This is a genomic window from Halomonas sp. (assembly GCF_029263665.1).
GTDB lineage: Bacteria > Pseudomonadota > Gammaproteobacteria > Pseudomonadales > Halomonadaceae > Halomonas.
On record NZ_JAJUFQ010000019.1, the window covers coordinates 1 to 22,801 of the forward strand.

A 22,801-nucleotide genomic window follows, 5' to 3' on the forward strand; every position below is an offset into this window, starting at 1 on the left:
AAGCTGGATGGCGTAAGCAAGGTGCGCGTGGCCGACAATGCCGTGTATGCGCATCAACTGGCCGAACCCCTGGCGGATCTGCTTACAGCGCTGGCCGATGACTACAGCCATGTACTGGCGGCGGCTTCCACCACCGGCAAGGACGTGCTGCCGCGCCTGGCCGCCTTGAAGGACGTGGCGCAGATTTCCGAGATCATTGCGGTCGTAAGCGCCGATACCTTCCAGCGTCCGATCTACGCCGGCAATGCTATTGCCACGGTGCAGAGCAGCGATGCGCTCAAGGTCATTACCGTGCGCCCCACGGCCTTCGATGCCGTGGGCCAGGGCGGTGGCGCGAACGTCGAAGCTGTAGACAGCTCGATCAATAACACCAGGGTCGACAACACCCAGTCCCGCTTCGTTGGTGAAGCACTGGCGCAGAGCGACCGTCCAGAGCTGGGCGCCGCCAAGGTGGTCATCTCTGGTGGTCGCGGCATGGGTAGCGGTGACAACTTCAAGCTGCTCGACGGGATGGCCGACAAGCTGGGTGCTGCCATCGGCGCCTCGCGTGCGGCGGTGGATGCCGGCTTCGTGCCCAACGACATGCAGGTCGGTCAGACCGGCAAGATCGTGGCGCCGGAGCTGTACATTGCCGTGGGTATCAGCGGTGCCATCCAGCACCTGGCCGGGATGAAGGATTCCAAGGTCATCGTGGCGATCAACAAGGATGAAGAGGCACCGATCTTCTCGGTAGCGGACTACGGCCTGGTCGCAGATCTGGTCGAGGCACTGCCCGAGTTGGAAAGCAAGCTGTAATAGCTACGAGCTACAAGTTACGAGTTACGAAGACCGGACCGGGACTCCTTCGCCGAGACATGCGCTCGGCGAGGTTCTTTGTTTCATAGATTCTTGAGTTCATGGGCGCTTTGATTCATGGAACCGCTGCGCCCAATTCAAAGCTCGATCTTCAAGGTGTGCTTGACCTTCTGCATCGGGATATCCGTCTTGATGCTGTGCACCCCCGGGATGTTCGACAGGTGCTTGACCTGAAACTGGCGGTAGGCTTCCAGGTCAGCCACGGCAATACGCAACTGGAAGTCGCAATCCCCTGCCATCAGATGACACTCCATCACCTCAGGCATGCCCTGCACTGCCGCAATGAAGCGATTGACGGTGCCCTCGTCCTGGGCCCCCAGCCACACCCGGGCAAATACCGTCAGGCCAGCGCCTACCTGGGCCGCATCCAACAGTGCCACATAGCCTTCTATGACACCCGCCTCCTCCAACCGCCGCACTCGCCGCAGGCAAGGTGAAGGAGAAAGGCCGACCCTCTTGGCCAGCTCCACATTCTGCAGCCGCCCATCTTCCTGAAGCGCATTCAGGATACGCCGATCGATACGATCCAGCTTGATTGGCACGAACAATCTCCTCAAGAAGGATATTTGGCATTCAATGCCAATATTTTTCTCAAATGGAAAATAAAAGCAACCACATACCACATCAAAAGACGTATATTAGCCGCTCTTTATACTTTGGTTGGAGCTGCTCATGTCTTCCGATGCGATGCACGCACAAACGATTGATTCTGAAACGTCTTCATTCGACGCTTCATCCAGAGAGAGCAAAGATGTCAGGCGTGGCCTCATGGACGCCCTGCCCGTGATGATCGGCTTCATTCCCTTCGCGCTGGTACTGGGTGCACAAGCATCGCAGAAAGGCCTGAGTATCGTGGAAGTGCCACTGATGACCGGGCTGAACTTCGCTGGTGGTTCGGAATTTGCTGCCATCGGGCTATGGACGTCGCCACCGCATCTGGCCCTGATCCTGGCAATTACCTTCCTGGTCAACAGCCGTCACCTGCTGATGGGCGCAACACTCGCTCCCCTGCTGCGCCACTTACCCAAGCGCAAGGCATTCGCAACACTGTTCTTCATGTGCGATGAAAGCTGGGCCATGGGCTTGTCTCATGCACGCAAGCGTGCCGAGGCCGGCCACATGATTCCCTTCAGCCTGCCTTATTATCTCAGCCTGTCTGCTGGTCTTTATCTTACCTGGGTCGTGTTCACGGCACTGGGCGCTTGGCTTGGGCCAATGATTGGCGACATCGAGTCGCTGGGTTTCGATATGGCCTTTCCTGCTGTATTCCTGGTCTTGCTGCGCGGAATGTGGAAGGGCTTTCGCCAGGCACGCCCCTGGTTAGTCAGCCTGGTTGTCGCTGCCCTGACCTATCTGCTGGTACCAGGTGGATGGTATGTGGCTGCTGGAGCGCTATCCGGTATTGTCGCAGCGTATCTGTGGGTGGAAGAGAAAACAGTGGAAGAGAAACCGGTGCAAGAGAAACAGATGGAAGAGAAACAGGTAAAAGAGAAATAACTGGCCGAGGCTAACATGACCGAGACTGACCTGATCGAGACTAATCTGATTGATACCACGGTTCTGCTCACCATCGTGCTGATGGCCTGCGTGACCTATTTCACTCGCATTGCAGGGTATCTGGTAATCCGCCGTGTTTCCCTCAGCCAAAGAGCCATCACCGTACTGGAGGCCGCGCCAGGGTGCGTGCTGGTTTCCGTCATTGCTCCCTACTTCGTCTCCGAGCATCCAGCGGATCTGGCAGCATTGGTCATTACCCTGCTTGCCGCAACTCGCTTTTCCCTCCTGCCAACGGTGATCATCGGTATCGCTTCGGCTGGCGTGCTGCGTCACCTGCTGGCATGACGCAGCACGCCAACATGAAGCTGGCCACCTATAGGCCATACTCCCGTTCGACCTTGCAGATACGGACACGAAAGGTGCTGTACCAGCGCTCACGCCCGAGCTTCTGGGCTTCACGGTGTTCGAGATTGGCCTTCCAGGCAGCAATAGCTTCCAGGCTCTGCCAGTAGGATACCGTGATACCCACGCCCTCCCGGGCAGACTCCACACCAAGGAAGCCTGGCTGCTGGCTGGCCAACGCAACCATGCGCTCGGCCATCTCGCCATAGCCATCATCGCCTTCAGTGCGCAATGAAGTGAAGATCACCGCATAATACGGCGGCTTGGGGGTATTGGCTGGAACAGTGCCCATGGGGGCAGTCGCATTGCTGTCGGCCATGAAAACCCTCTTGTCGGCGGGGAATCATCATGCGCAAAAGGTCTCTGAACCCTGGTCAAGAGGCGCGGGGATGCTGAACAGGTAACCCTGAAAGCAATGGCAGCCATTTTCCAGCAACCAGGCACGTTGAGCTTCGTTCTCCACACCTTCTGCAATCACATCGAGTTCGAGAGTATGGGCCAGCGCAATGGTGCTTGCCACAATGGCTGAACTGGTACTGTTGTCCAGCACGTCGCGAACGAAGGACTGGTCGATCTTGAGCTGGTCCAGAGGCAAACGCTTGAGATAGGAAAGCGACGAATAGCCGGTACCGAAATCGTCGAGGGCGAAGGTCACCCCCAGGGACTTGAGCGCTATCATCCGTTGACGGATATCCTCATGGTCATCCATGAACAATGATTCCGTCACTTCGAGCTTGAGCTTGTTCGCAGGGGCTTCCGTTCTCTGCAGGATTTCATCGACCCGCTGCACGAAATCAGGCGCATGGAACTGCTTCGGGCTGACATTGACCGACAGGGAGAGGGTCGCCCGCGCTTCGCTCTGCGACCAGGCCACCAGCGTTCGGCAGGCCGTTTCTATCACCCATAGGCCAATCTGGTGGATCACCTGCTGTTGTTCGGCGATGGGAATGAACTCCGAGGGAGGTACCAGGCCGCGCAGAGGATGACGCCAGCGTAGCAAGGCTTCAGCACCGATGGTCTTGCCGAATTCATCCACCTGGTATTGATAGACCAGGAAGAGTTCCTCATTGCCCAGTGCCTGGCCCAGATCCTTCTCCAATTGAGTCTGCTGCCGGATGCGTTCCTGCATCTCCTGATCAAAGAAGCAGGCCATGTTGCGCCCCAGGGACTTGGCCTGGAATAACGCCATATCAGCCTGACGCAACAACTCATCTGCCGTTGCATCATGGCGAAACAGGGTAATGCCGATACTGGCAGTGACGGTCAATGTATGGCCCGCCAGGGCAATGGGTTGTTCCAGAACATCCAGCAATGTCCGGGCAACGCATTCTGCCGCTCGACACTCCACCGGCGTACTCGTTTCCAGCTCACCGATCAGCACGACAAATTCATCGCCGCCAAAACGCGCCAGGCTGTCACCTTCCTGCAGAACCGATTCCAGGCGCTGTGCAATGCATTTCAGCAATGCATCACCACCTTGGTAGCCCAGTACCTCATTGACCTGCTTGAAGTCATCCAGATTGAGGAACATCAGGGCACCAAATCCCTCTTTGCGACAATGACTGACCAGGGCCCTATCGATACGCTCCAGCATCAGGCGTCGGTTGGGCAACCCCGTCAATGTATCGAAGAAGGCCAGTTGATGAATCTCCCGCTCAGCCGCCTTGCTCTCGCTGATATCGCTCAGGGTTCCTACAAAATGCGTGCACTGTCCGCACTCATCCTGTACCGCACTGATGGTCAGCCACTGGGGGTAGGCTTCACCATTCTTGCGCTGACTCCAGACTTCTCCCTGCCAACTGCCATATTTCAGCACTTCTTCCCACAGCCGCTGGTGAACGCCCTCTTCGTGCAATTCGGAGTTGAGCATGCACGAGGTCCTGCCCACGACTTCACTTTCCATGTACCCAGTGATCCTGGTAAAGGTATGGTTGACCTTGAGGATATTTCCTCGAACATCAGTGATCATCATTCCGAGGTGGGGTTCAAAAGCTAGCGCAGCGATACGCAACTGCACCTGCTGGGCCTGCTCCTCGGTTACATCCCGCACCACGGCCAGAATACCGCGCAGCTCACCATGCTCCTCGTATACAAGAGGGCTCAACAGGGCACTGAAAAAGCGCCGCTCGCCTCCCAGCTCAAGGTGATAATCGACAAGTTGGGGGGCCCGGGTTGACTCGATATCGGAAAGGGCTGCATCAATCTGTGCAGAAACATCCGATGGCAATACATCGAGAATGTTCATGCCAAGCAGCTCTGATTTCGGTCTCAGAAGAACATCTTCATCTCCGGCATGGACATAGATGAAATGCCCCTTGGTATCGAACACGAAGAGCATATCCTGCATCGAGCCGATCAGTGCTCGCAGACGAGCCTCTCGACTCATGGCATCTTCCTGGGCCTTTTGTCGCTCCATCACTTCATGCTGCAAGGCTTCCTTGGCCTGCCACAGGGCCAGGATGTGTCGCAACAGCCAACCTCCCAGCAACGCCAGCAGCAGTCCAGCAAAGACCAATGCCCATAGACGCTGGGTCCAGCCAGCAAGGAGCTCATCGGTTCCCTGTCCCGCTATCACCAACAAGGGAACAAAGTCCGTACGATGCGCAACATAGAGGCGGTGCTTGCCATCCACACGCGATGCTCTGGAATACTCCCAGGGGCTTTCCCCTTCCTGGAAGCTGTCTGTCGTGCTGGCTGCCGTGATCACATCACCAAGTCCCACTTTTGCGGCTGGGTGACGCATCAACAAGCGTCCATTGGAGTCGATGATGGCAATGCTTTCCCCAGGCTGCAGGTCGATCTCGCGCAGCATTCCATCAAGCTTCATCGGTACGATACGCGCCACCGCCAGGGCGCGGACCTCGCCACTGGCATCACGCAGGCGCAATGCCATCAGGATACGATAGCTCTTCGCCTGCTCCGACCAATACAGGGGGGTGATCAACACATCGCTGTGTGTTGATGACTGGAATCGAGGGGGAGACTGCTCCTGCCACAACTCAGGGGGAACGCTGGCCCCGGCGCCAGAGCTGGCGATGGTCTTGCCAGCAGTATCCATGACAAACAATTCATCGATGAAATCTAGACCCGCGCCGCGCTTGCGCAGGAAAGCGCTGACCTCATCGGAGTGCTTCATGACCACCGGCTGCCCTGCGGTATCAAACAGATCGGACAGCCCTATCAGCACTTGCTCCGCTGTAGAAAAGGAGCGCTCTACCAGTTCTACGACCAGGTCACCTTTGGCGTGAAGGCGTCCCCGCGCACCTTGAATCTCCGCAACATATTGCTCGCGTAGCAACCAGACAATGCTGTAGAGCATCACCAGCAGGAAAGCAACGTACAGCACGACAGGCCGCCAGTGCCGCCCAAGGGGCCGTCTTGAGGAGGAAAGCCCGAATGAAATACTGACTGGCATTGCAATGCCTCATAGGTAAAACGAAATGCATCACCTGCACCTGCTGGCCTTTCTCCCCGAGCAATGAATCCATTCGGCAAAAAGCCTTGGTTTTCCAGCTTGCTCAGGTCGATGCATTCTACGCTTACCTTAAGTGGCATCTTCTGCCTTCGGTCAAGCCTCCTCCGGAACCTCCACATCAATTCCCAGGAAGCCGCCGGACTGGCGCCGCCACAAGGAGGCATAGAGCCCACCCGCCGCCAGAAGACTGGTGTGATCGCCCATTTCTACGATGCGCCCTGCATCAATCACCACCAGGCGGTCCAGCATGGCAATGGTCGAAAGGCGATGCGCAATGGCAATCACTGTCTTGCCTTCCATCAAGGTATACAGTTGCTCCTGGATGGCCGCTTCAACCTCGGAATCCAATGCAGAAGTGGCTTCATCCAGTACCAGAATCGGCGCATTCTTGAGCAGCACGCGGGCAATGGCGATACGCTGCCGTTGCCCGCCTGACAGCGTGACACCGCGCTCGCCTACCAGCGCATCCAGGCCTCGGCGACCATGAGGATCCACCAGTGATTCAATGAAGTCGCAGGCATGAGCCTGGCTCACTGCCCTCCAGATATCCTCGTCGGTGGCGTTCTCGCACCCGTAGCGCAGATTGTCCCGCAATGATCGGTGCAACAAGGAGGTATCCTGGGTAACCATGCCAATCTGGTGACGCAGCGATGTCTGGGTGACTCGGGAGATATCCTGGCCATCGATCGTGATACGCCCTTTCTCCAGGTCATGAAAACGCAGCAGCAATGACGCCAACGTCGACTTGCCTGCCCCGGAACGTCCGATGATGCCAACTTTTTCGCCGGGTGCGATGTCGAGATCAAAACCATCGAAGACACGTACCCCCTGGCGACGGCCACGGGAATAACCAAAATGCAGGCTCTCGAAATGGATCGCGCCATGATTGACACTGAGTTGCGTGGCGTCCGGAGCATCCACCACTTCAGGGGGACGGGACAGGGTATTGATACCGTCCTGAACGGTACCGATGTTCTCGAACAGACCAGCAACTTCCCACAAGATCCAGTCGGACATGGCACGTACCCGCATGACAAGAGCAATGGCAACGGCCGTCACTCCTGGAGACACCCATTGCTGGTGCCAGGCAAGCACCGCCAGTCCCGCCATGCTGACGAGCAGCATCGTATTGAGCACCGTCAAGGTGACGGTCAGCCCCGTGGCCAGACGCATCTGTCGATGCACGGTACTCATGAAGACGTCCATGGACTCCCGGGCATAGTTCTGCTCCAGCGTCTCGTCTGCAAACAGTTTGATGGTCTGGATGTTGCTGTAGCTATCTACCACGCGGCCCGTCATCACTGCCCGGGCATCAGCCTGCTCCATCGACACCCGGCGCAGGCGTGGAATGAAGTGGCGCATCAGCCCCACATAGCCCACCAGCCAGATCAACAATGGCGCCATCAGCCAGGGCTCGGCGCTACCCAGCAGCAGCAGTGCGCCGGTGAAATAGACCAGCACATAGACCAGCATATCGAGGAGCTTGGTGACGGTTTCGCGCAACGCCAACGCGGTCTGCATCACCTTCTGGGAAACGCGACCAGCAAACTCGTCATGGAAGAAGGCCAGGCTCTGACGCAGCATCAGACGGTGCGACAGCCACCGCCCCAGCATCGGGTAGTTGCCGAAGACACCTTGATGCGTCAGCAAAGAACGCATCAACACCAGCACCGGCACCCCGATCAGAACCAGGACACTCAGGACCACCAGCTTGAGAGCATGCTGCTCGACAAAGGTGTCACGATCCGCCGTGGACAACCAATCGACCAACGTCCCCATGTAGTGAAAAAACAGTACTTCGGCTGCCGATACAAGAGCCGTCGCGATCGACATGGCCAACAGCAGGCCAAGGAATGGCCGTGAATAGTACAGCACAAAGGGCCACAGCCCCTTCGGCGGGGTCCGTGGCTCTTCCTCAGGATAAGGGTTGACCAGATTCTCGAAGAAACGAAGCATGCATCGGGCCTCCATGCCGAAACAGGAACCCGACAGTGTAGCTCAGCCTTTTCTGTTAGCGGGATTTTTCTGTTAGCAGGATGCCATCTTTCTATGGGTTCTGTGGATGGCGCTCGGAGGGGTCACGTCATCGAATCACCAATTGTCCATCGTGGCGGGTGATCGGTACGGCCCCCCGTTCGGTGACACGTACCGTATGACTCAGGCCTATCCCCCAGCGCCCAGGAGAACGCAGGCACAACGGTAGATGGAAGACCATGTCCTTGGCCAGGTGCCGTTGCTGACCGGAAGCGATAAAGCCCGTGCCTTCTACCCAGCTGGGCGGAAACTGAGCTCCGACCGCATAGCCGAACACGCCCGAGTGGAACAGGGTGTCCCGCCATGGCACCAGCTCTTCCGCTGCCATCCGGGCAACCTCTTCAAAGCTGGCGTCAGGCTGCATGGCATCGCACAATCGCTGTTGAAGCCGACGACATAGCTCGGCTGCCCGACTCATCTCATCATCAGGCTGTCCGATAATCGCTGTTCGCATGCAAGGAGCCGTATAGCGCTGCCATACTGCGCCAAATTCCAGAAACACGACGTCGCCCCGGGCAATGACATGGCGTTTGTGATTGACATGGATGAGGCCACTACGCGCCCCCGTGGTGACAATGGGTCCAAGGCTGAAGAACTCACTGCCGGCAGCCAGCATCGTCCGTGCGCCCTCCGCCGCCACTTCATTGTCATGCACGCCTTCCGCGACCATATCGAGAGCAGAGGTCAGGCCCGCGTCGGTCATTCGAGCGCTGCGCTCCAGGCAAGCCAGTTCCCGCGAACTCTTGACCAGGCGCAGCTCAGCCATCACTGCGGCGGTTCGGTCAACAAAGCGTTCACTTCCCAGGCGTGCCTGCAAGCGCTGTAACACACCAGCACGCAGGCCACTTCCCAGCCCATCGAAGCCAACCTGGCGACAGCCACTGAGCGCATCAGCTAGCGGCCCGATCACCTCTTCCGGCGCTTCCCAGCGATAGCTCACCAGTTCGTCGACCTTGGCCGTCACTACGGCTGCGCCCGTCTCGATGGATGCCACCTGCAGCAAGGTATGTGTATCCGTCACCACCAGCGCGGCATGCACCGAGACCTCGAAAGTGTGGTACCCACACAGATAGAAGATGTCAGCAGCGGAAGACACCAGCAGGGCATCCAGTCCTTCACGCTGCATGACTTCTCGCACGCGGGCAACACGCATGTCGAATTCTTCCTCCGGAAAGGGAAGTTCGCTGCGCGCATGGCAAGCCAAGAGCATTTTCCGATAATCAAGATGATCCATGGCAAACTTCGCAGACCTCGGTCACCATTGTTCACTCACGAAAGTTCCCCCACGAAGTGTAGACATCACCCTCATGGTTCGACCAATGCCTTTCGACTGAACACGCCCCGGGAGAATTTAGGGCTGTTCGCCCAGGGCAGCGTTTCGTAAAATCCCATCTTGTGTTTCACATTACAGGACAACGCAATGGGCAGGGCCTTCCAAAACCGCAAGGAATCCATGGCCAAGACGGCTGCGGCCAAGACCAAGGTCTACAGCAAGTATGGGCGTGAAATTTACGTATGCGCCAAGTCCGGGGGTACCGACCCCAACGGCAACCTGGCACTGCGCGGCCTGATCGATCGTGCCAAGAAGGACCAGGTGCCCTCCCACGTCATCGATAAAGCCCTGGACAAGGCTTCCGGTGTCGGTGGAGAGGATTATTCACCGGCTCGTTACGAAGGCTTCGGTCCGGGCAATATCATGGTCATCGTCGAATGCCTGACCGATAACCCCAACCGTACCTTCGGCGACGTGCGCGCCTGCTTTACCAAGACCAAGAGCAAGATCGGCACTCCCGGCAGTGTCAGCCACATGTTCGACCATCTGGCGATCCTGGCCTTCCCTGGCGACGATGAAGAAGCCGCCCTGGAAGCGTTGATGGAAGCGGAAGTCGATGTCACGGATATCGAAAACGAGAATGGTCTGATCACCGTCTTCGCTCCACCGACCGATTACGCCAAGACCCGTGAGGCTCTGCGCGCTGCTTTCGGTGACGTGGAGTTCGAGGTCGATGAGATTCAGTTCCTGCCTCAGGCCGCCACACCGCTGGCAGACGATGACATCCCGATGTTCGAGAAACTGCTGGACATGCTCAACGAACTCGACGATGTGCAGAACGTCTACCACAGCGCTGAGCTGCCTCAGTAATTTCTCTGATCAGTGTATGGCTGGTCCATATCGTTCCGGCACCCACTTCGTCTCATACGGTTTAGTAGCAGTGGGCCGGAACACTTGCCTTATTCTTTTTTCTTTCTTCCTCCCTACACTGACTGATTCAGCTCTCTGCTAAAGTACTATACACTTGTCCCTGCACAGCACGGTGCCTGAATCACGCTTTATGCCCCCATTTTCGGTTCCTGAACTCAACGTTGTCCTCGCCCAGGAATATCGCAAATCAGTGCTTGTTCAGTGGACGGCTGTCCTTGGCGCACTGGCGCATCTTTCCTTCATCCCCCTGTTCTGGGTCTATGGGCATCCTTATCTTGCGCTGCTCAATGTGCTGAGCGTCAGCATGTGGTGTGCTTCCCTGGTTGCCAACTACAAGGGAGCCCATCGACTTGCCATCTATCTGATTGCCACTGAGGCATATGGCCATGCTGCCATTGTCACAATAGTGCTGGGCAACATGTCCGGGTTTCATTATTACCTGTTACCTCTGGCTTGCCTGGCAGCACTCAGCCCAGCCATTACCCGCTGGAAGTCGGCATTACTGGGCATGCTGGGCATGCTGCTGTTCATTCTGCTGGAGCGCCTGCCCGCCGGATTCACCCCGCTTGAAGTCGCTCCGGGCCTCCCCTCTGCCATGGCTACCGTCAATCTCACTGCGGCCCTGGCCGGGATGGTGTGCTTCGTCATCATCATCAGCTATCTGATTGAAAAGCAGGAAAGAAGCCTGACCAAGATCGCCACCCGCGATGCGCTTACGGGGCTGTTCAATCGTCGTTTTGCCACTGACTATCTGCGCCAGCTCATGGAACAGCAACGCCGATCGCCATCACCTTGCTGTCTCGCACTGGTCGATGTCGATCACTTCAAGCTGATCAATGATGAATATGGACATCGGGTCGGTGACAAGTGCCTGGTACAGATGGCGGACATGTTGACGACTCACTTTCGCCGCTCCGACACCCTGTGTCGCTGGGGAGGCGAAGAGTTTCTGTTGATCTTCCCCGGCGCAGGACAACGTGAAATGTTGCCCGTCATAGAGAGTTTCCGCGAGCGTCTCAGAACCCAGCCCCTGCAGCACCAGGGCAAGCAGATCATCGTCACGATCAGTGTGGGACTGACCAATGTCACGCCCGGTACGGCCCCTGACGCTCTGGTCAACCAGGCCGATAGCTTGCTTTACCAGGCCAAGGCAGAAGGCCGGGATCGTATTGTCAGTGGCAGCGTCAAAGATGAACCACCTCAAAACGTGCGACCACGCTCCCCCGGGAATCTCGAAAGTTCAAGCGATCAGCCAAAACCCGCCAACTAACGCTCTGTTGCAGTACATCGATAAATGCCTGCTGCTGTACCGATGTCTGAGCAGGGCAGTCTGAGGTTTCTGGCTTGCCCAGTTCCGGGGATATATCAATGGTCCGGGCAGAACGCTGATAGCTGCCTGACAACCATTGACACCCTCCTGACCCTGTCAGGCTCATGTCAGTGGAACGTAGCACCAGATAGGGTTCTCTCTGGCCTGCCGATACCGAGACTGCCTTGCCCTGAATTTCGATCAGACGCCAGTATCGATTCTCCAGCGGCTCACCGACATACTCTGGTAGACGAGTAAGCCTGGCACTGGGCTCAGGATCACCGTCCTCCGTTTTCATCAGGGTCAAGTCACCATTCGGTTCGATCTGCCATCGCACCTTCTGACCATCGACATCCAGGACCAGAAGCCCATCCGGCTCCACCGTCCATTGTCCCTGGTCATGAAAACGCCGAAGCTCCCCCGGGCCCAGATAGACCCGCTTGAGAGCGTAGTCGAGGAGGTGAGAATCGCCACCATCATCGAACAGGGACAGTTCGTAGCGAATCGCCTTGCAGTCATCGCAGGGCAATTGCCCCAGGTAGCTGGCCGGCAGCGCCCCCAGTGGCGAGGGCGCTGTTGCTTGGGTCTGATCTGTGCAGGCCACGCAGAAAAGTGCCATACCCAGCAGGGCAGCAAATATTGAAATCCTTTTCATCCTTACCTTCCTGCATTGCCTGTACTCACCGCTGCGACTATATCACTCCACCTGGATGGTGATGACATCCGATGCGACGGGCGGATCGAAGCTGACATGGCGATAGTCATTGAACAGCAACTGCAGAGTATGCTCTCCCGGCTCCAGCTCCAGCGTGGTTTCTGTCTGACCACCACCGAAGTGAACGGTATTGTCAGTAGCTGGCAGAGGAGCATCCAGATCCAGCGATTCAAGAGGTGTGTCGATCAACACGTGATGATGGCCAGTATCTTCCATTTCGACACCGGAAGGTGCCACCCCCATACCTTCCAGCCCCATGCGTACAGTGACCGGACTGGAAACGGTATCGCCATCCGCAGGTGAAATGAAATACACCTTGGCATCTTCTGGCGCTGCCAGTCGTTCCATCGAATCCTGTGCCATCGCCGATGAGGCCAGCCCACCACTTGCCAAGGCCAGCGCCAACATGGCCATGACACCACGATGCTTGTAGCTATTGCTGTGCATGATTCCCTCCTGTTCTTCCTTTTCCTGAATCTCTCCGGATAGAGAGACTTTCCACTTTACCTGCATTCTCCAGGCAAGGTCGGCTGCTTCCTGCTCCAATATGCAAGAATGCGCATCCAGTCTAGCAGCCTGAAACCGACAAGGACGCGACATCGTTTGAAACAACGCGCCCACCATGTTGTCCGACATCATGATGCCCAGCACAACATAGACCACCCTGATGCGCCAATACGTCAGGCTACGGCGACATCAAGCGACGTTGCGTCTCTTGTTTCCCATCCCCCAGCGAGGACTCACTAACGTCTTGCTCCGCATCAGTGAAGACATGGAGATTCGCGCTGGTAGAACAACAAACAGCGTGGCAACCTGTCCAAGGACACTTATGCTGTAACCAATACCTGCACTACCTCATCCCCCACGAAGGAGCAGACAACCGACACGCGCTAAATCATCCCTACAGCCAGCAAGGAGGTTCGCTATGAAGGTGTACAAGGCAGAGTGGCAATGCACCCTGAACGTCACCGAAGGTGTGGACGCATCAGCCGGCTGGAGATACCGATTGGCTTGGTATCTACGCAATATTGCGGAACGTATTGATGGGACGCAGCGCACCCTGACGCTTGATCTCAATGTCTGCCCTGAGATCGAACGTGAAGAGGTTGATACCTGCCTGGGCAAGGGCTTTGCTGTCTCTCAGCAATTGATCATGGAACTTGCCCAGCATGCTGCCTGCGAAAGTGCCATGCGCGATACCAAGGCGGAACTTTTCGATGGCGATGAATGATAGACATGCCTCTTGTCATCCGGGTTTCCCATCCACGCTTCGATAATGAATGACGACTCCACCAGCAAGCACTTACTTGCAAGGTGCTAACTTGCAAAGTGCTTGCTGGAGGAGTGCAGGTGGATCAACCGATCACGAGCATGACCAGCAGAACCAGAACCAGCAGCAACACATAGATCTTCGCGTGGGCATGATCCGGGATACGGCCAATCCAGGTTGAGGCAAGCTGAATGCCAAGCCATGATCCCAATGCCAGCATCATGAAGGCCCTCAGATCGACATACCCTGCATGCCAGGGTCCCAGAGAGACATCATGCCTGGCCAGCAACACATAGGTGGCCGTCGCCGTGATGGCCATCGGTAAGGATAACGGATTGGCCATGGCCGTCGCCGCCGTCATGCTTGCTCCCCTTCTGCGCATGAGCGGAACCGTCATCACACTGCCGCCCACCCCCAGGAAGGCAGCAATGACACCGATGGCCGTACCTGCCACAGCCGTGAACGAACGCCCCATCGGACGCATGAGCGACGTCTCTGTCTGCATGAACCCGGGTCGCAGGATACTGTCCATGATCGTGACGACCAGATAGACAACGAAGGCCCAGCGGACCCAGGACCCACTCACTGCCTGCGCTGCAGCCGCTCCACCAACAGCACCGATGGCAATGTAGCCGATCAGCGGCTTCACTTGATGCCATGATAGTGTTCCCGCCCGCTGGTGCCGCCAGGTCGATAACAGAGCAGCAAAGATCATCACCGCCGTGGAAGTGGCCACGGCAATATGCATCGCAGATTGGCCGACTACACTGTCTACGCCATTGCTCATGACCAGCATGGCATACATCAGCGGAACAACGACGAAGCCTCCGCCGAACCCGAACAGCACCGTGGTGACACCCGCCATGCCTCCACATAACAACAGCACGCTATACACTCGAAGCCCCCATCCGATGATGTGTGCCATCGACGATAGCTTGTGCCGCACTGGCTGACTCTCGAGGGTTAGACAATAATCATCTTGTTTCAGCCAAGAGAAGACGATGCTCAACATCCCTTTGCACAGCGTGGATCACATCGCACGCCCTATCGTGGCCATCGGCACCGACTACGCTAGCGGCACATTGCTCGATACTCATGACCACCGTCGCGCTCAGTTCCTGTACGGTATGACAGGCTTGATGGAAGTCGAAACCGATGATGGGAGCTGGGTAGTACCACCCTATAACGGCGTCTGGATTCCTGCGCGAAAGCGCCATCAGGTACGCATGCACGGCGTCAGCACGCGTAGCCTGTACATAGAACCAGAAGCTGCACCACGCCCTTCCAGCTATTGCGAAGTCCTGGTCGTTTCCCCCTTGCTGCATCAGTTGCTGCTGGCATCTGCCAGCATGCCTGCTCGGTATGAAGAAGACGGACGCGATGGCGCCCTGGCACAACTGCTGCTGCATGAGCTGCGCCTGGCACAGACATTGCCACTGTTTGCCCCACTGCCCCGGGAGCAGCACCTTGCCAGGCTGTGCAAGCATTTCCTGCAGCAACCCCATATCGGTACCCGTCCTGAGGACTGGGCCCGACAACTGAACAAGAGCCAGCGTACCTTCAGCCGGCTGTTCCGCCAGCAGACAGGCATGTCGTTCGCCACATGGCGGCAACAGGCCTGCCTGATGGCCGCACTCCCCAGACTGTTGTCCGGTACGCCGGTCACCCAGGTGGCGCTGGATCTCGGTTATGACAGTCCCAGTGCCTTCTCCAGCATGTTCCGCAGAGTCCTGGGAAAGTCACCTACGTCATTCGTGCACACATCCGCGTGATACGCGCGCGTCACGCGAAGATGAGCTTGCGGTGTGCCGATATTCCCGCTTGGGCACCATCCCCCAGAGCAAAGGTCACGCTGCCTGCCATACGCGCGGCATCACCACACGCGAACACACCAGGCACTGAGGTTTCCTTGGTATCATCGGTGACGATATATGGCCCCATGGGACCCTCTTCCATGGCACAGCCCAACTGTTCTGCGATCGGGCTCGCCATGCGCGTGCGGCTGGCGATAAAGATGCCATTGAGTGCGACCTGCCGATCATCCAGCAACTCGATCGTTGCTGTATCGACAATACGCTTGATGCCTTGCGCTTCGATGGTCACGCCTCTGTCAATCAATGCCTGACGCTCGCCGGGGTCGAGCTCCCATGCTTGATTGGTGAACAGGGTGACATCCCCCCAGTCCGGCAGCATCATGGCATGGTGCAATGACATGGGGCCCACGGCGATCACACCGATACGCCCTTGCTCCAACTCGTATCCGTGGCAATATGGACAGTGGAATACGCTTTTCCCCCAGCGTGGTTCCAGCCCTTCAATATCGGGCATTTCATCGACCACTCCTGTTGCAATGACCAGCGTGGCAGCCCGAAAGCATTTACCCGACGCACTTTCCACTTCAAACCCCTGGTTCCCATGACGCGCCTGCAGTGCCGAATCTTCCAACCACTCGACATTGGGGTATGCCTCCACCTGACGTCGCCCATCCAAGGCAATGGCATCAGGCGAGCGCCCATCCTGGCCGACCACGCCATGGGACGATGCAGCAAAGCGATTGCGGCGTATCCCGGCATCCATGACCACCACACGCCTACGTGCCCTGGCCAATTGCATGGCCGCCGACTGACCGGCATAACTGCCGCCAATCACGATGACATCTGCATCTCTTGCATGTCGCTCAATGGTCATGATGGTGACTCCTCGGGGGTTGGAAATAGCGTGGGAAATAGCGTTTGGAACAGGCCTGAAAAGAAGGTTGGGGCAGGCTGAAGCAAGCGTTGAGATTGCGGTCGTGACGGAGGGCTGGCACTAGGCTTGAGACTGGATACGAAAGCGCCGATTGAAATCGTCCGACAGGTCAGCCAGCGTGACATCGCTCAAGCGTTCGATCAGCAACGCTTCAGCATCACGGAAAGCCTCATCGAGCGCCTGGTTGACTGCCTGCTCCACCAGGCATTGTGGGTCCTCGACTCGGTGCCCCATGGCAAATACCGATGGTGTGCCCACGGCATCATAGATATCGCGCAACGTGACCTGCTTCAGGTCACAGGTGATGGACCAACCACCGCCGTGCCCTTTTACCGAATCGACATAACCCAGCTCACGCAGTCCGGCGAGCATACGCCGCACCACCACGGCATTGGTGTGCAAGAAAGCGGCCAACTGCTCGGAAGTGAGCGGCTGACCGCTATGCGCCATGTGCAGCAGCACATGAAGGACGGAGGAAAGTTTGCTGTCTTTTTTCATGTAACAAACAATAGTACATGAAATCCGATCAAGCAAGCGCACCAGACAAAAGCACCAATAGAAAAAAGCACCAATAGGAAAAAGCACCTCTAGACAAAAACACCTGGAAGCAGCAGCGACCGCATTCTCAGTCAGTCAGGCACTCCTGGTCTCTGTGCTGAACACCTTCAAGCGGCTTGTCACCGAGCTTGGCCACCAGCTCATCAACGGCTGCCTCCCCTTGCCGGATCGAAGCTGCCAGACGGTGGTCAGCAAACTCGTCGTACTCGATGGCCGCTTCATGCACATCGGTCACGCCGATGTACGCAAACGCCGTGCGTACCGATGACTCCACATGATTGCGATGAGCGATACGCCCACCAAGCTGATAGCCGTAGTCGCCACGCGATGAAAGAATCACCAGGCGTTTCCCTGCTTCCGCCAGCAATGGCCAGTAAGGTTCGCCCTGTCGACTTCTATCAAAACCGAATGTACGTCCCACACGTACGATATTGTCGATATATGCCTTGAACTGCGCGGGAGGGCCGAAGTTGTACATCGGCACACCCGCCACGATGATGTCGGCCTTGAGCAATTCATCAATCAGCACATCACTGGCACGCAGCTCCTCATGCATCCAGTCTTCGCGAGCATGTTCGGGAGTGAAGGCAGCATGTATCCATTTTCCCGTGATGGGAGATGGTGACTCCTGGCCGACATCTCGATAGATCACTCGTGTTTCCGGGTGCAGGGTTGTCCATTGCCTGACAAAGCGAGAAGTCAGTCGGCGCGAATGTGAACCATGGGCAACCGTGTCAGAACTTCCCGAGCGAGCGCTGGCATCGATGTGCAATAGCGTGGTCATGTGCATCAAACTCCTTTCAGGTGATATATATTCATCAACTGCAAGTCTTGATGAAGCCAATGCAACAAACAAACGACATGTTCTCAGCACATAGATGATATGAGATCACCCATATATGAGCATGCGACTTCCCTCGCTGACATCTCTTCGCGCGTTTGAGGCGGCAGCACGTTTGCGCAGTTTCAAGAAAGCGGCCGAAGAACTCGCCGTCACACCGATGGCCATCAGCCACCGCATCCGGGATCTGGAGGAATACTTCGAAAAGCCCCTGTTCCTGCGCAAGGTGCGGGCAATCGAACTGACTGCCAATGGCCAGACGCTATTCACGGCCGTGCGCAACGGCCTGGAGAGTATTGCCGCGGGCGTCGAGCAAGTGCGCAATGCGGGCCGCGCATCGGTCACGCTATCCACGACACCGGCATTCGCGAGCAAGTGGCTGGTGCCAAGGCTGGCATCCTTTCAGGCAGAACATCCCGATATTGACCTGCATGTTCATGCTTCCAACACGCCGGTCAACCTGAATGCCGCAACGGCAGATCTGGCCATCCGCTATGGCCATGGCCCTTTTGAGGGCCTGATATCGACCTTATTGATGGAGGATCATTTTGCCCCGGTTGCCTGTCCCTCGCTGCTGACGACACTCGGTCAGGATGCTACGCAGTGGCCCTTGATCCACTTCGACTGGGATCGCCCCCTGATGGTAGATCTGACCTGGGATGCCTGGGCGCAGGCTGCGGGATATGCCTCGGCAAGCCTGGAACATGGCATCTGTTATTCCGAGGAAAGCCACGCCATTCAAGCCACCGTTGCGGGCCACGGGGTGGCGCTATTGAGCCTGCTGCTGGTGGAAGAAGAACTCGAGCAAGGGCTGCTGCAAGTCGTCTCTGAGCCGGTTCTCAAGGGAATGTCCTATCACATCCTCAAGTCCCGCAACCGCCCGACATCAGAAGCCGTTGCCACCGTGGAAGCATGGCTGACGCGCATGTCTCGATACGCGCCAGAAACTTCATGACATCATGCCAGTTCCAGTGCTTCGAGAAGTGTTGCCAGCTTCTGTCTGCTCGGGCCTTCCAGCGCCTTGAGCGGCAGAGGCAGGCATGGCGACTCGACCAGTCCCTGAAGCTCGGCGGCAGCGGCCATCACACGCAGACTTCCACCATACTGGCCAAACAGCTCCCACAAGGGTTGCAAGCGCTCGGACAGGCGCATGGCCTGGTGAGCATCGCCCTTCTGTGCAGCACGCGTGATCGCCAGCGCTGTCTTGGGGAATAACCCGCCGATGACCGAATACCATGCATCACAACCTGCGTTCAGGCCCGTTGCTGCCAGGACATCACCGCTGACGCCAATGGTCACATGCGCTGGAATCAGGGCCCGCAGGCGGTCGACTCGTGCCTTGGCTGCTTCGGGATCTGCCGGAACGCCGGGAATCTTGATCGAGCCTACGTTCGCTAGCTGAGCAATACGACCATGCAGTTCGTCGCTGAATGTAAAGTGCGTGGTCGTCGGGTTATCGTACACACATAACGGCACGGAGAGGTGACGCGTCACATTTTCAAAGAGGCCGAAAACCTCATCTTCAGACAACTTCTGATACGACATTGGCGCCAGCAATACACCGCTTGCCCCGGCTTTTTGTGCATCCTCAGCCGCATCCAGCACATCACGGGTACGCAGAGCGCCGATACCGACGATCACCGGTACCTTGCCGGCCTGTGCTACTGCAAGCTGTGTCACTTGTTCCCGCTCAGCGCGATTGAGATAGGCATAGCTGCCCGTCGATCCAAGCGCTCCGATGGAGTCGACCCCAGCAGCAACCAGGCGATCGATCAGCCGGGCAAACGCCGCCTCGTCAATGCCGCTCTCATTCATCGGTGTCAAAGGAAAAGCACTGAGTCCGGAAAACATCGAGAAAGCTCCCTATTTTTGTGGTCGATATCGAATAGCTGTCGGAATCGAAAGGCACAAGTACCACATCGGCTTCACCACTCAAGTGCAACGCTCATCCTTGGCAGGTTGCACCGAGCCATGACATTGTTCCACTGATACTATCACTCCGAGCTTTCATGCCGAGTTAGATAAGCCCGAGGAGAAAACCCTGTCATCTTGCGGAAGAAAGCGATGAAGGCGCTGTCGCTGGTGAAGCCAAGCACACTGGCCACTCCCGTCGTGCGCTCTCCTCTTGCCAGTAACTCAATCGCCTTGATCAAGCGCCATTGTTGACGCCATTGTTGATAACCAAATCCTGTTTCGCGGCGAAATATCCTACCAATAGTCCTTTCACTGGCTCCCACCTGAGTGGCAAATATCGCCAGAGGAGGTGGTAATTCGTGCAACGACATTCTGGCAAGACGACTATCCATCGGTAACGGCAAAAGCGTAGGCTCCCGACGTGCTGCATGAATTTCATCCAGGCATACCGCTAAAAGATGGGCAGCGGGCCCTCCTTGCCAGTCGGTATCGAAGCGCGATAGAGCAATACGCTCCAGAATAGCCCTCAACAACGGCGTCACCTCGAGCACCTGGACACTTTCCGGCAATCCCCTAACCTGTTTGGTATCGAGGTAAATGGACCGATAATCCACCGTCTCCATCATCTCAGCCCGATGGGGTGCCAAGGGAGGAATCCAGGCAACACGCGTCGGCGGCAGCATGCATAATTGGTTCGTCAGGGTAATGCGAATACAGCCCCGCTGGGCAAACAGTAGTTGCCCCATGTGGTGCTGATGGACACCTGAGTCATGATGCCTCAGGTCGGCTGCGATACCCACCACAGGTTGTCCCAACACATCCGGTGAAAAAACGTCATCAGCCTGCAACCATGCCATAGCTGTCCGATCTCAAACATTTATTGTCACAATTGTTGTAACAGGTCATTTAATGCATGTCTAAGATCCATCGCCTCATATTCACTTACAGGCGATGAAAGATCATGCAACGCCCCTCTCCTCCCGGGCTTCCATTGGCCACAGCGCTGATGATGTTCCCACAGGTCGTCGAGACCATCTATAGTCCAGCATTACCCGATATTGCCCGAGGTTTCTCCGTCACTGCGGAGCATGCGGGACAAACGCTATCGCTGTACTTTCTCGCCTTTGCACTCGGGGTGGTGACATGGGGGCGCACATGCGATCAATGGGGGCGGCGTCCCACCATGCTGGCAGGGCTGTCACTCTACGGCGTAGCCTCTTTGGTTGCCTTGTTGAGTTCCAGTTTTGAATGCCTGCTGATAGCAAGAATGTTGGCGGCATTTGGTGCAGCCGTAGGCTCAGTGGGTACGCAAACCATGCTTCGCGACAGCTATCATGGCGAAAAACTGGCCCGCATTTTTGCGTTGATGGGGGTGGCACTGGCTGCCAGCCCAGCTCTCGGCATGATCAGTGGCGCCGTACTGACAGATTATTCCGGTTATCAGGGTGTGTTTACTTGCCTGGCCATGCTCGCCGCAGTGTTGCTCGGCTGGTCCACTATCATGCTGCCAGAAACTCGTCCCCCGCGTATTGCCAGCGTATCGCTTACCCAGACGTTGATGATGATGCTCAAGGACCAGGATATCTGGAGAACAGCCCTTCTCGTGGCGTTATTCAATGTATGCCTCTTTGCCTACTATCAATTAGCTCCCTTCGACTTCAAGAGAATGGGGCTTTCGAATGAAATGTTTGGCTATAGTGGCATGGCCATGGCCTGTGGCGTTGGCCTGGGAGCACTGTTGAACCATTATCTGCTCAAGGCAGGGTGGTCATCGAGCTTCCTGGTGTTGCTGGCAGCATTGCTGGTCTTGATAGGCGCGATGGGAGTAACTATTGCATCGACATGGAGATTCATCATGCCGATGGTTCTGGTCGTGATGGCCTATGGCATTGCCATCCCCAATATCCTGGCAACAGCACTAGCGAATTATGCAGACCGCAAAGGAACAGCAGGCGCTGTGCTTGGCCTTCTCTATTATTTGATGCTAGGTATCGGACTGATGATGACTTCCGAGATACAGCGCCTTGGAGAAGTACTTTTCTGCTGCGGTATTGGTGCGTTGCTCTGCGCAACTCATGCGCATTTTGCAACACTCAGAAAAGCGACAAGCTGACATCCGAGCTTATTTTTTCAACACCCATGCTGCAAGATATTGACCAGCTTGCCGAAAGGATCACGAACGTAGAACCGCCGTACTCCCCATGGTTCGTTTACTGGCCCGTATTCAATAGCTACACCCGCACGGTGGAATCTGGCCAACGCAGCATCCAGGTCATCGACTTCGATCGACAGGTCAGGTACTGGCGTCCCTGAGCCGCCCTCGGTTCCAAAGCTTACTTGAACTGTCATCGTCGCGCCCGAGCCATATGTCTGGAACCAGCCATGATCCATGATCAGCTCAAGACCCAGTATGTCACCGTAAAAGGCCTTCGCTTTCTTAAGATCTGATGTCGCGACATTGGACATGATACGTTTGACTTTCATGCACCGCCCCATCCATATATTCCGTTTTAAAAGAATTATTTTTAAAGATTTTTGTAAGAACCAGCACCAAAGTCAGCTTCATTAAGCTTGCTTTCACATCGCATGATCGAACCATTTATTCCTGGCCGATTCCATGTTCTATTTCATATAAAAACGTCTCCAGAACCTTACGGCTTTGCGCGAGCTCTTGCGCCTTCTGGTCGGCCAGGCGAATTTGCTCATGCAAGGTATTGCGCAGCTCGTCACATGGTTCGAAGATGGGTCCGTCGCCTCTCACACAGGGCAGGAACTGACGAATCGTCGCCAGCGTCATGCCTGCAGAGCCCAGCAGTCTGATCCGCTCGACCGTGCGAACCTCTGCGGGGTCATAGTCACGATAACCGCTGGCGGTACGGTGCGGCTTGAGCAGCCCTTCGGCCTCGTAATAACGCAGCATGCGAACACTTACACCAGTGCGCTTCGATAGTTCGCCTATCTTCATCTCTGCATTTCACTC

General features: G+C 56.5%; 24 protein-coding genes. 9 read left to right on the forward strand and 15 right to left on the reverse strand.

Annotation, left to right across the window (positions count from 1 at the left end; translation table 11 throughout):
* The coding region (locus Q1K07_RS16220; protein WP_300313145.1) for an FAD-binding protein at positions 1-795 on the forward strand (795 nt) is incomplete at its 5' end.
* 137 nt (positions 796-932) lie between these two features.
* Here the strand turns inward: Q1K07_RS16220 and Q1K07_RS16225 are convergent.
* Positions 933-1,397 (reverse strand): Lrp/AsnC family transcriptional regulator, encoded by a 465-nt coding sequence (locus Q1K07_RS16225; protein ID WP_300313147.1) that lies wholly within the window; start codon positions 1,395-1,397, stop codon positions 933-935.
* 226 nt (positions 1,398-1,623) lie between these two features.
* Between Q1K07_RS16225 and Q1K07_RS16230 the strand changes: the two genes are divergently transcribed.
* The gene (locus tag Q1K07_RS16230; protein ID WP_300313150.1) at positions 1,624-2,352 is read left to right on the forward strand and encodes an AzlC family ABC transporter permease; all 729 of its coding nucleotides are present in this window, start codon (positions 1,624-1,626) and stop codon (positions 2,350-2,352) included.
* A 15-nt stretch (positions 2,353-2,367) separates the two neighbouring features.
* A complete protein-coding gene (locus Q1K07_RS16235; protein ID WP_300313153.1) occupies positions 2,368-2,697 on the forward strand; it encodes an AzlD family protein in 330 nt (109 codons plus the stop codon).
* A gap of 28 nt (positions 2,698-2,725) precedes the next feature.
* On the opposite strand, the gene Q1K07_RS16240 is transcribed toward Q1K07_RS16235, so the two are convergent.
* The 4 genes from Q1K07_RS16240 to Q1K07_RS16255 all read right to left on the reverse strand — a co-directional run bounded on the left by Q1K07_RS16240 (position 2,726) and on the right by Q1K07_RS16255 (position 9,416).
* Positions 2,726-3,073 (reverse strand): antibiotic biosynthesis monooxygenase, encoded by a 348-nt coding sequence (locus tag Q1K07_RS16240; RefSeq protein WP_300313156.1) that lies wholly within the window; start codon positions 3,071-3,073, stop codon positions 2,726-2,728.
* Between the two features lie 27 nt (positions 3,074-3,100).
* Complete coding sequence (locus Q1K07_RS16245) at positions 3,101-6,169, reverse strand: EAL domain-containing protein (RefSeq protein ID WP_300313158.1); 3,069 nt, start codon at positions 6,167-6,169, stop codon at positions 3,101-3,103.
* A gap of 153 nt (positions 6,170-6,322) precedes the next feature.
* The gene (locus Q1K07_RS16250) at positions 6,323-8,200 is read right to left on the reverse strand and encodes an ABC transporter ATP-binding protein (protein WP_300313161.1); all 1,878 of its coding nucleotides are present in this window, start codon (positions 8,198-8,200) and stop codon (positions 6,323-6,325) included.
* A 112-nt stretch (positions 8,201-8,312) separates the two neighbouring features.
* Positions 8,313-9,416 (reverse strand): Xaa-Pro peptidase family protein, encoded by a 1,104-nt coding sequence (locus Q1K07_RS16255; RefSeq protein WP_366945087.1) that lies wholly within the window; start codon positions 9,414-9,416, stop codon positions 8,313-8,315.
* A 267-nt stretch (positions 9,417-9,683) separates the two neighbouring features.
* On the opposite strand from Q1K07_RS16255, the gene Q1K07_RS16260 reads away from it, so the two are divergent.
* Both Q1K07_RS16260 and Q1K07_RS16265 read left to right on the forward strand, forming a co-directional pair.
* Entirely contained in the window at positions 9,684-10,406 is a 723-nt protein-coding gene (locus tag Q1K07_RS16260) for a YebC/PmpR family DNA-binding transcriptional regulator (RefSeq protein ID WP_300313165.1), read from the forward strand.
* Between the two features lie 190 nt (positions 10,407-10,596).
* Complete coding sequence (locus tag Q1K07_RS16265) at positions 10,597-11,736, forward strand: GGDEF domain-containing protein (RefSeq protein ID WP_300313168.1); 1,140 nt, start codon at positions 10,597-10,599, stop codon at positions 11,734-11,736.
* On the opposite strand, the gene Q1K07_RS16270 is transcribed toward Q1K07_RS16265, so the two are convergent.
* Positions 11,651-12,430 (reverse strand): META domain-containing protein, encoded by a 780-nt coding sequence (locus tag Q1K07_RS16270; protein ID WP_300313171.1) that lies wholly within the window; start codon positions 12,428-12,430, stop codon positions 11,651-11,653. The two genes, Q1K07_RS16265 and Q1K07_RS16270, sit on opposite strands and share 86 nt — an antisense overlap.
* Before the next feature lie 42 nt (positions 12,431-12,472).
* A complete protein-coding gene (locus Q1K07_RS16275) occupies positions 12,473-12,937 on the reverse strand; it encodes a DUF4399 domain-containing protein (RefSeq protein WP_300313173.1) in 465 nt (154 codons plus the stop codon).
* 478 nt (positions 12,938-13,415) lie between these two features.
* On the opposite strand from Q1K07_RS16275, the gene Q1K07_RS16280 reads away from it, so the two are divergent.
* Complete coding sequence (locus tag Q1K07_RS16280; RefSeq protein ID WP_300313176.1) at positions 13,416-13,721, forward strand: hypothetical protein; 306 nt, start codon at positions 13,416-13,418, stop codon at positions 13,719-13,721.
* Between the two features lie 124 nt (positions 13,722-13,845).
* On the opposite strand, the gene Q1K07_RS16285 is transcribed toward Q1K07_RS16280, so the two are convergent.
* Positions 13,846-14,685, reverse strand: a complete 840-nt coding sequence (locus tag Q1K07_RS16285) for a sulfite exporter TauE/SafE family protein (RefSeq protein ID WP_366945088.1) — start codon at positions 14,683-14,685, stop codon at positions 13,846-13,848.
* 76 nt (positions 14,686-14,761) lie between these two features.
* Here Q1K07_RS16285 and Q1K07_RS16290 point away from each other — a divergent pair, with 76 nt between their 5' ends.
* Positions 14,762-15,532, forward strand: coding sequence for a helix-turn-helix transcriptional regulator (locus tag Q1K07_RS16290; RefSeq protein WP_300313178.1), 771 nt, complete (start codon positions 14,762-14,764; stop codon positions 15,530-15,532).
* A 10-nt stretch (positions 15,533-15,542) separates the two neighbouring features.
* Here Q1K07_RS16290 and Q1K07_RS16295 read toward each other — a convergent pair whose 3' ends face one another.
* The 3 genes from Q1K07_RS16295 to Q1K07_RS16305 all read right to left on the reverse strand — a co-directional run bounded on the left by Q1K07_RS16295 (position 15,543) and on the right by Q1K07_RS16305 (position 17,850).
* On the reverse strand, positions 15,543-16,448 hold the full coding sequence (locus Q1K07_RS16295; RefSeq protein WP_300313181.1) for an NAD(P)/FAD-dependent oxidoreductase: 906 nt from the start codon (positions 16,446-16,448) through the stop codon (positions 15,543-15,545).
* 120 nt (positions 16,449-16,568) lie between these two features.
* A complete protein-coding gene (locus tag Q1K07_RS16300) occupies positions 16,569-17,006 on the reverse strand; it encodes an Rrf2 family transcriptional regulator (RefSeq protein WP_300313183.1) in 438 nt (145 codons plus the stop codon).
* A gap of 127 nt (positions 17,007-17,133) precedes the next feature.
* Positions 17,134-17,850 (reverse strand): NAD(P)H-dependent oxidoreductase, encoded by a 717-nt coding sequence (locus Q1K07_RS16305; protein WP_300313186.1) that lies wholly within the window; start codon positions 17,848-17,850, stop codon positions 17,134-17,136.
* A 115-nt stretch (positions 17,851-17,965) separates the two neighbouring features.
* On the opposite strand from Q1K07_RS16305, the gene Q1K07_RS16310 reads away from it, so the two are divergent.
* Entirely contained in the window at positions 17,966-18,862 is an 897-nt protein-coding gene (locus tag Q1K07_RS16310) for a LysR substrate-binding domain-containing protein (RefSeq protein ID WP_300313189.1), read from the forward strand.
* Positions 18,863-18,864: 2 nt separating this feature from the next.
* Here Q1K07_RS16310 and Q1K07_RS16315 read toward each other — a convergent pair whose 3' ends face one another.
* Both Q1K07_RS16315 and Q1K07_RS16320 read right to left on the reverse strand, forming a co-directional pair.
* On the reverse strand, positions 18,865-19,758 hold the full coding sequence (locus Q1K07_RS16315; protein ID WP_300313192.1) for a dihydrodipicolinate synthase family protein: 894 nt from the start codon (positions 19,756-19,758) through the stop codon (positions 18,865-18,867).
* Between the two features lie 143 nt (positions 19,759-19,901).
* A complete protein-coding gene (locus Q1K07_RS16320) occupies positions 19,902-20,678 on the reverse strand; it encodes a helix-turn-helix transcriptional regulator (protein WP_300313195.1) in 777 nt (258 codons plus the stop codon).
* A gap of 104 nt (positions 20,679-20,782) precedes the next feature.
* Between Q1K07_RS16320 and Q1K07_RS16325 the strand changes: the two genes are divergently transcribed.
* The gene (locus tag Q1K07_RS16325; RefSeq protein ID WP_300313197.1) at positions 20,783-21,934 is read left to right on the forward strand and encodes a multidrug effflux MFS transporter; all 1,152 of its coding nucleotides are present in this window, start codon (positions 20,783-20,785) and stop codon (positions 21,932-21,934) included.
* A gap of 17 nt (positions 21,935-21,951) precedes the next feature.
* Here the strand turns inward: Q1K07_RS16325 and Q1K07_RS16330 are convergent, their stop codons facing one another.
* Both Q1K07_RS16330 and Q1K07_RS16335 read right to left on the reverse strand, forming a co-directional pair.
* On the reverse strand, positions 21,952-22,305 hold the full coding sequence (locus Q1K07_RS16330) for a VOC family protein (protein ID WP_300313200.1): 354 nt from the start codon (positions 22,303-22,305) through the stop codon (positions 21,952-21,954).
* Between the two features lie 115 nt (positions 22,306-22,420).
* The gene (locus Q1K07_RS16335; RefSeq protein ID WP_300313203.1) at positions 22,421-22,786 is read right to left on the reverse strand and encodes a MerR family transcriptional regulator; all 366 of its coding nucleotides are present in this window, start codon (positions 22,784-22,786) and stop codon (positions 22,421-22,423) included.
* Positions 22,787-22,801 lie beyond the last annotated feature (15 nt).

Excerpts from the sequence above, each read along its gene's own strand:
- Q1K07_RS16230 (WP_300313150.1), top strand. The coding sequence starts at position 1,624 with ATGGACGCCCTGCCCGTGATGATCGGCTTCATTCCCTTCGCGCTGGTA.
- Q1K07_RS16235 (WP_300313153.1), top strand. The coding sequence starts at position 2,368 with ATGACCGAGACTGACCTGATCGAGACTAATCTGATTGATACCACGGTT.
- Q1K07_RS16240 (WP_300313156.1), bottom strand. The coding sequence starts at position 3,073 with ATGGCCGACAGCAATGCGACTGCCCCCATGGGCACTGTTCCAGCCAAT.
- Q1K07_RS16245 (WP_300313158.1), bottom strand. The coding sequence starts at position 6,169 with ATGCCAGTCAGTATTTCATTCGGGCTTTCCTCCTCAAGACGGCCCCTT.
- Q1K07_RS16250 (WP_300313161.1), bottom strand. The coding sequence starts at position 8,200 with ATGGAGGCCCGATGCATGCTTCGTTTCTTCGAGAATCTGGTCAACCCT.
- Q1K07_RS16255 (WP_366945087.1), bottom strand. The coding sequence starts at position 9,416 with ATGCGTGTTGCCCGCGTGCGAGAAGTCATGCAGCGTGAAGGACTGGAT.
- Q1K07_RS16260 (WP_300313165.1), top strand. The coding sequence starts at position 9,684 with ATGGGCAGGGCCTTCCAAAACCGCAAGGAATCCATGGCCAAGACGGCT.
- Q1K07_RS16265 (WP_300313168.1), top strand. The coding sequence starts at position 10,597 with ATGCCCCCATTTTCGGTTCCTGAACTCAACGTTGTCCTCGCCCAGGAA.
- Q1K07_RS16270 (WP_300313171.1), bottom strand. The coding sequence starts at position 12,430 with ATGAAAAGGATTTCAATATTTGCTGCCCTGCTGGGTATGGCACTTTTC.
- Q1K07_RS16275 (WP_300313173.1), bottom strand. The coding sequence starts at position 12,937 with ATGCACAGCAATAGCTACAAGCATCGTGGTGTCATGGCCATGTTGGCG.
- Q1K07_RS16280 (WP_300313176.1), top strand. The coding sequence starts at position 13,416 with ATGAAGGTGTACAAGGCAGAGTGGCAATGCACCCTGAACGTCACCGAA.
- Q1K07_RS16285 (WP_366945088.1), bottom strand. The coding sequence starts at position 14,685 with ATGGCACACATCATCGGATGGGGGCTTCGAGTGTATAGCGTGCTGTTG.
- Q1K07_RS16290 (WP_300313178.1), top strand. The coding sequence starts at position 14,762 with ATGCTCAACATCCCTTTGCACAGCGTGGATCACATCGCACGCCCTATC.
- Q1K07_RS16295 (WP_300313181.1), bottom strand. The coding sequence starts at position 16,448 with ATGACCATTGAGCGACATGCAAGAGATGCAGATGTCATCGTGATTGGC.
- Q1K07_RS16300 (WP_300313183.1), bottom strand. The coding sequence starts at position 17,006 with ATGAAAAAAGACAGCAAACTTTCCTCCGTCCTTCATGTGCTGCTGCAC.
- Q1K07_RS16305 (WP_300313186.1), bottom strand. The coding sequence starts at position 17,850 with ATGACCACGCTATTGCACATCGATGCCAGCGCTCGCTCGGGAAGTTCT.
- Q1K07_RS16310 (WP_300313189.1), top strand. The coding sequence starts at position 17,966 with ATGAGCATGCGACTTCCCTCGCTGACATCTCTTCGCGCGTTTGAGGCG.
- Q1K07_RS16315 (WP_300313192.1), bottom strand. The coding sequence starts at position 19,758 with ATGTTTTCCGGACTCAGTGCTTTTCCTTTGACACCGATGAATGAGAGC.
- Q1K07_RS16320 (WP_300313195.1), bottom strand. The coding sequence starts at position 20,678 with ATGGCATGGTTGCAGGCTGATGACGTTTTTTCACCGGATGTGTTGGGA.
- Q1K07_RS16325 (WP_300313197.1), top strand. The coding sequence starts at position 20,783 with ATGCAACGCCCCTCTCCTCCCGGGCTTCCATTGGCCACAGCGCTGATG.
- Q1K07_RS16330 (WP_300313200.1), bottom strand. The coding sequence starts at position 22,305 with ATGAAAGTCAAACGTATCATGTCCAATGTCGCGACATCAGATCTTAAG.
- Q1K07_RS16335 (WP_300313203.1), bottom strand. The coding sequence starts at position 22,786 with ATGAAGATAGGCGAACTATCGAAGCGCACTGGTGTAAGTGTTCGCATG.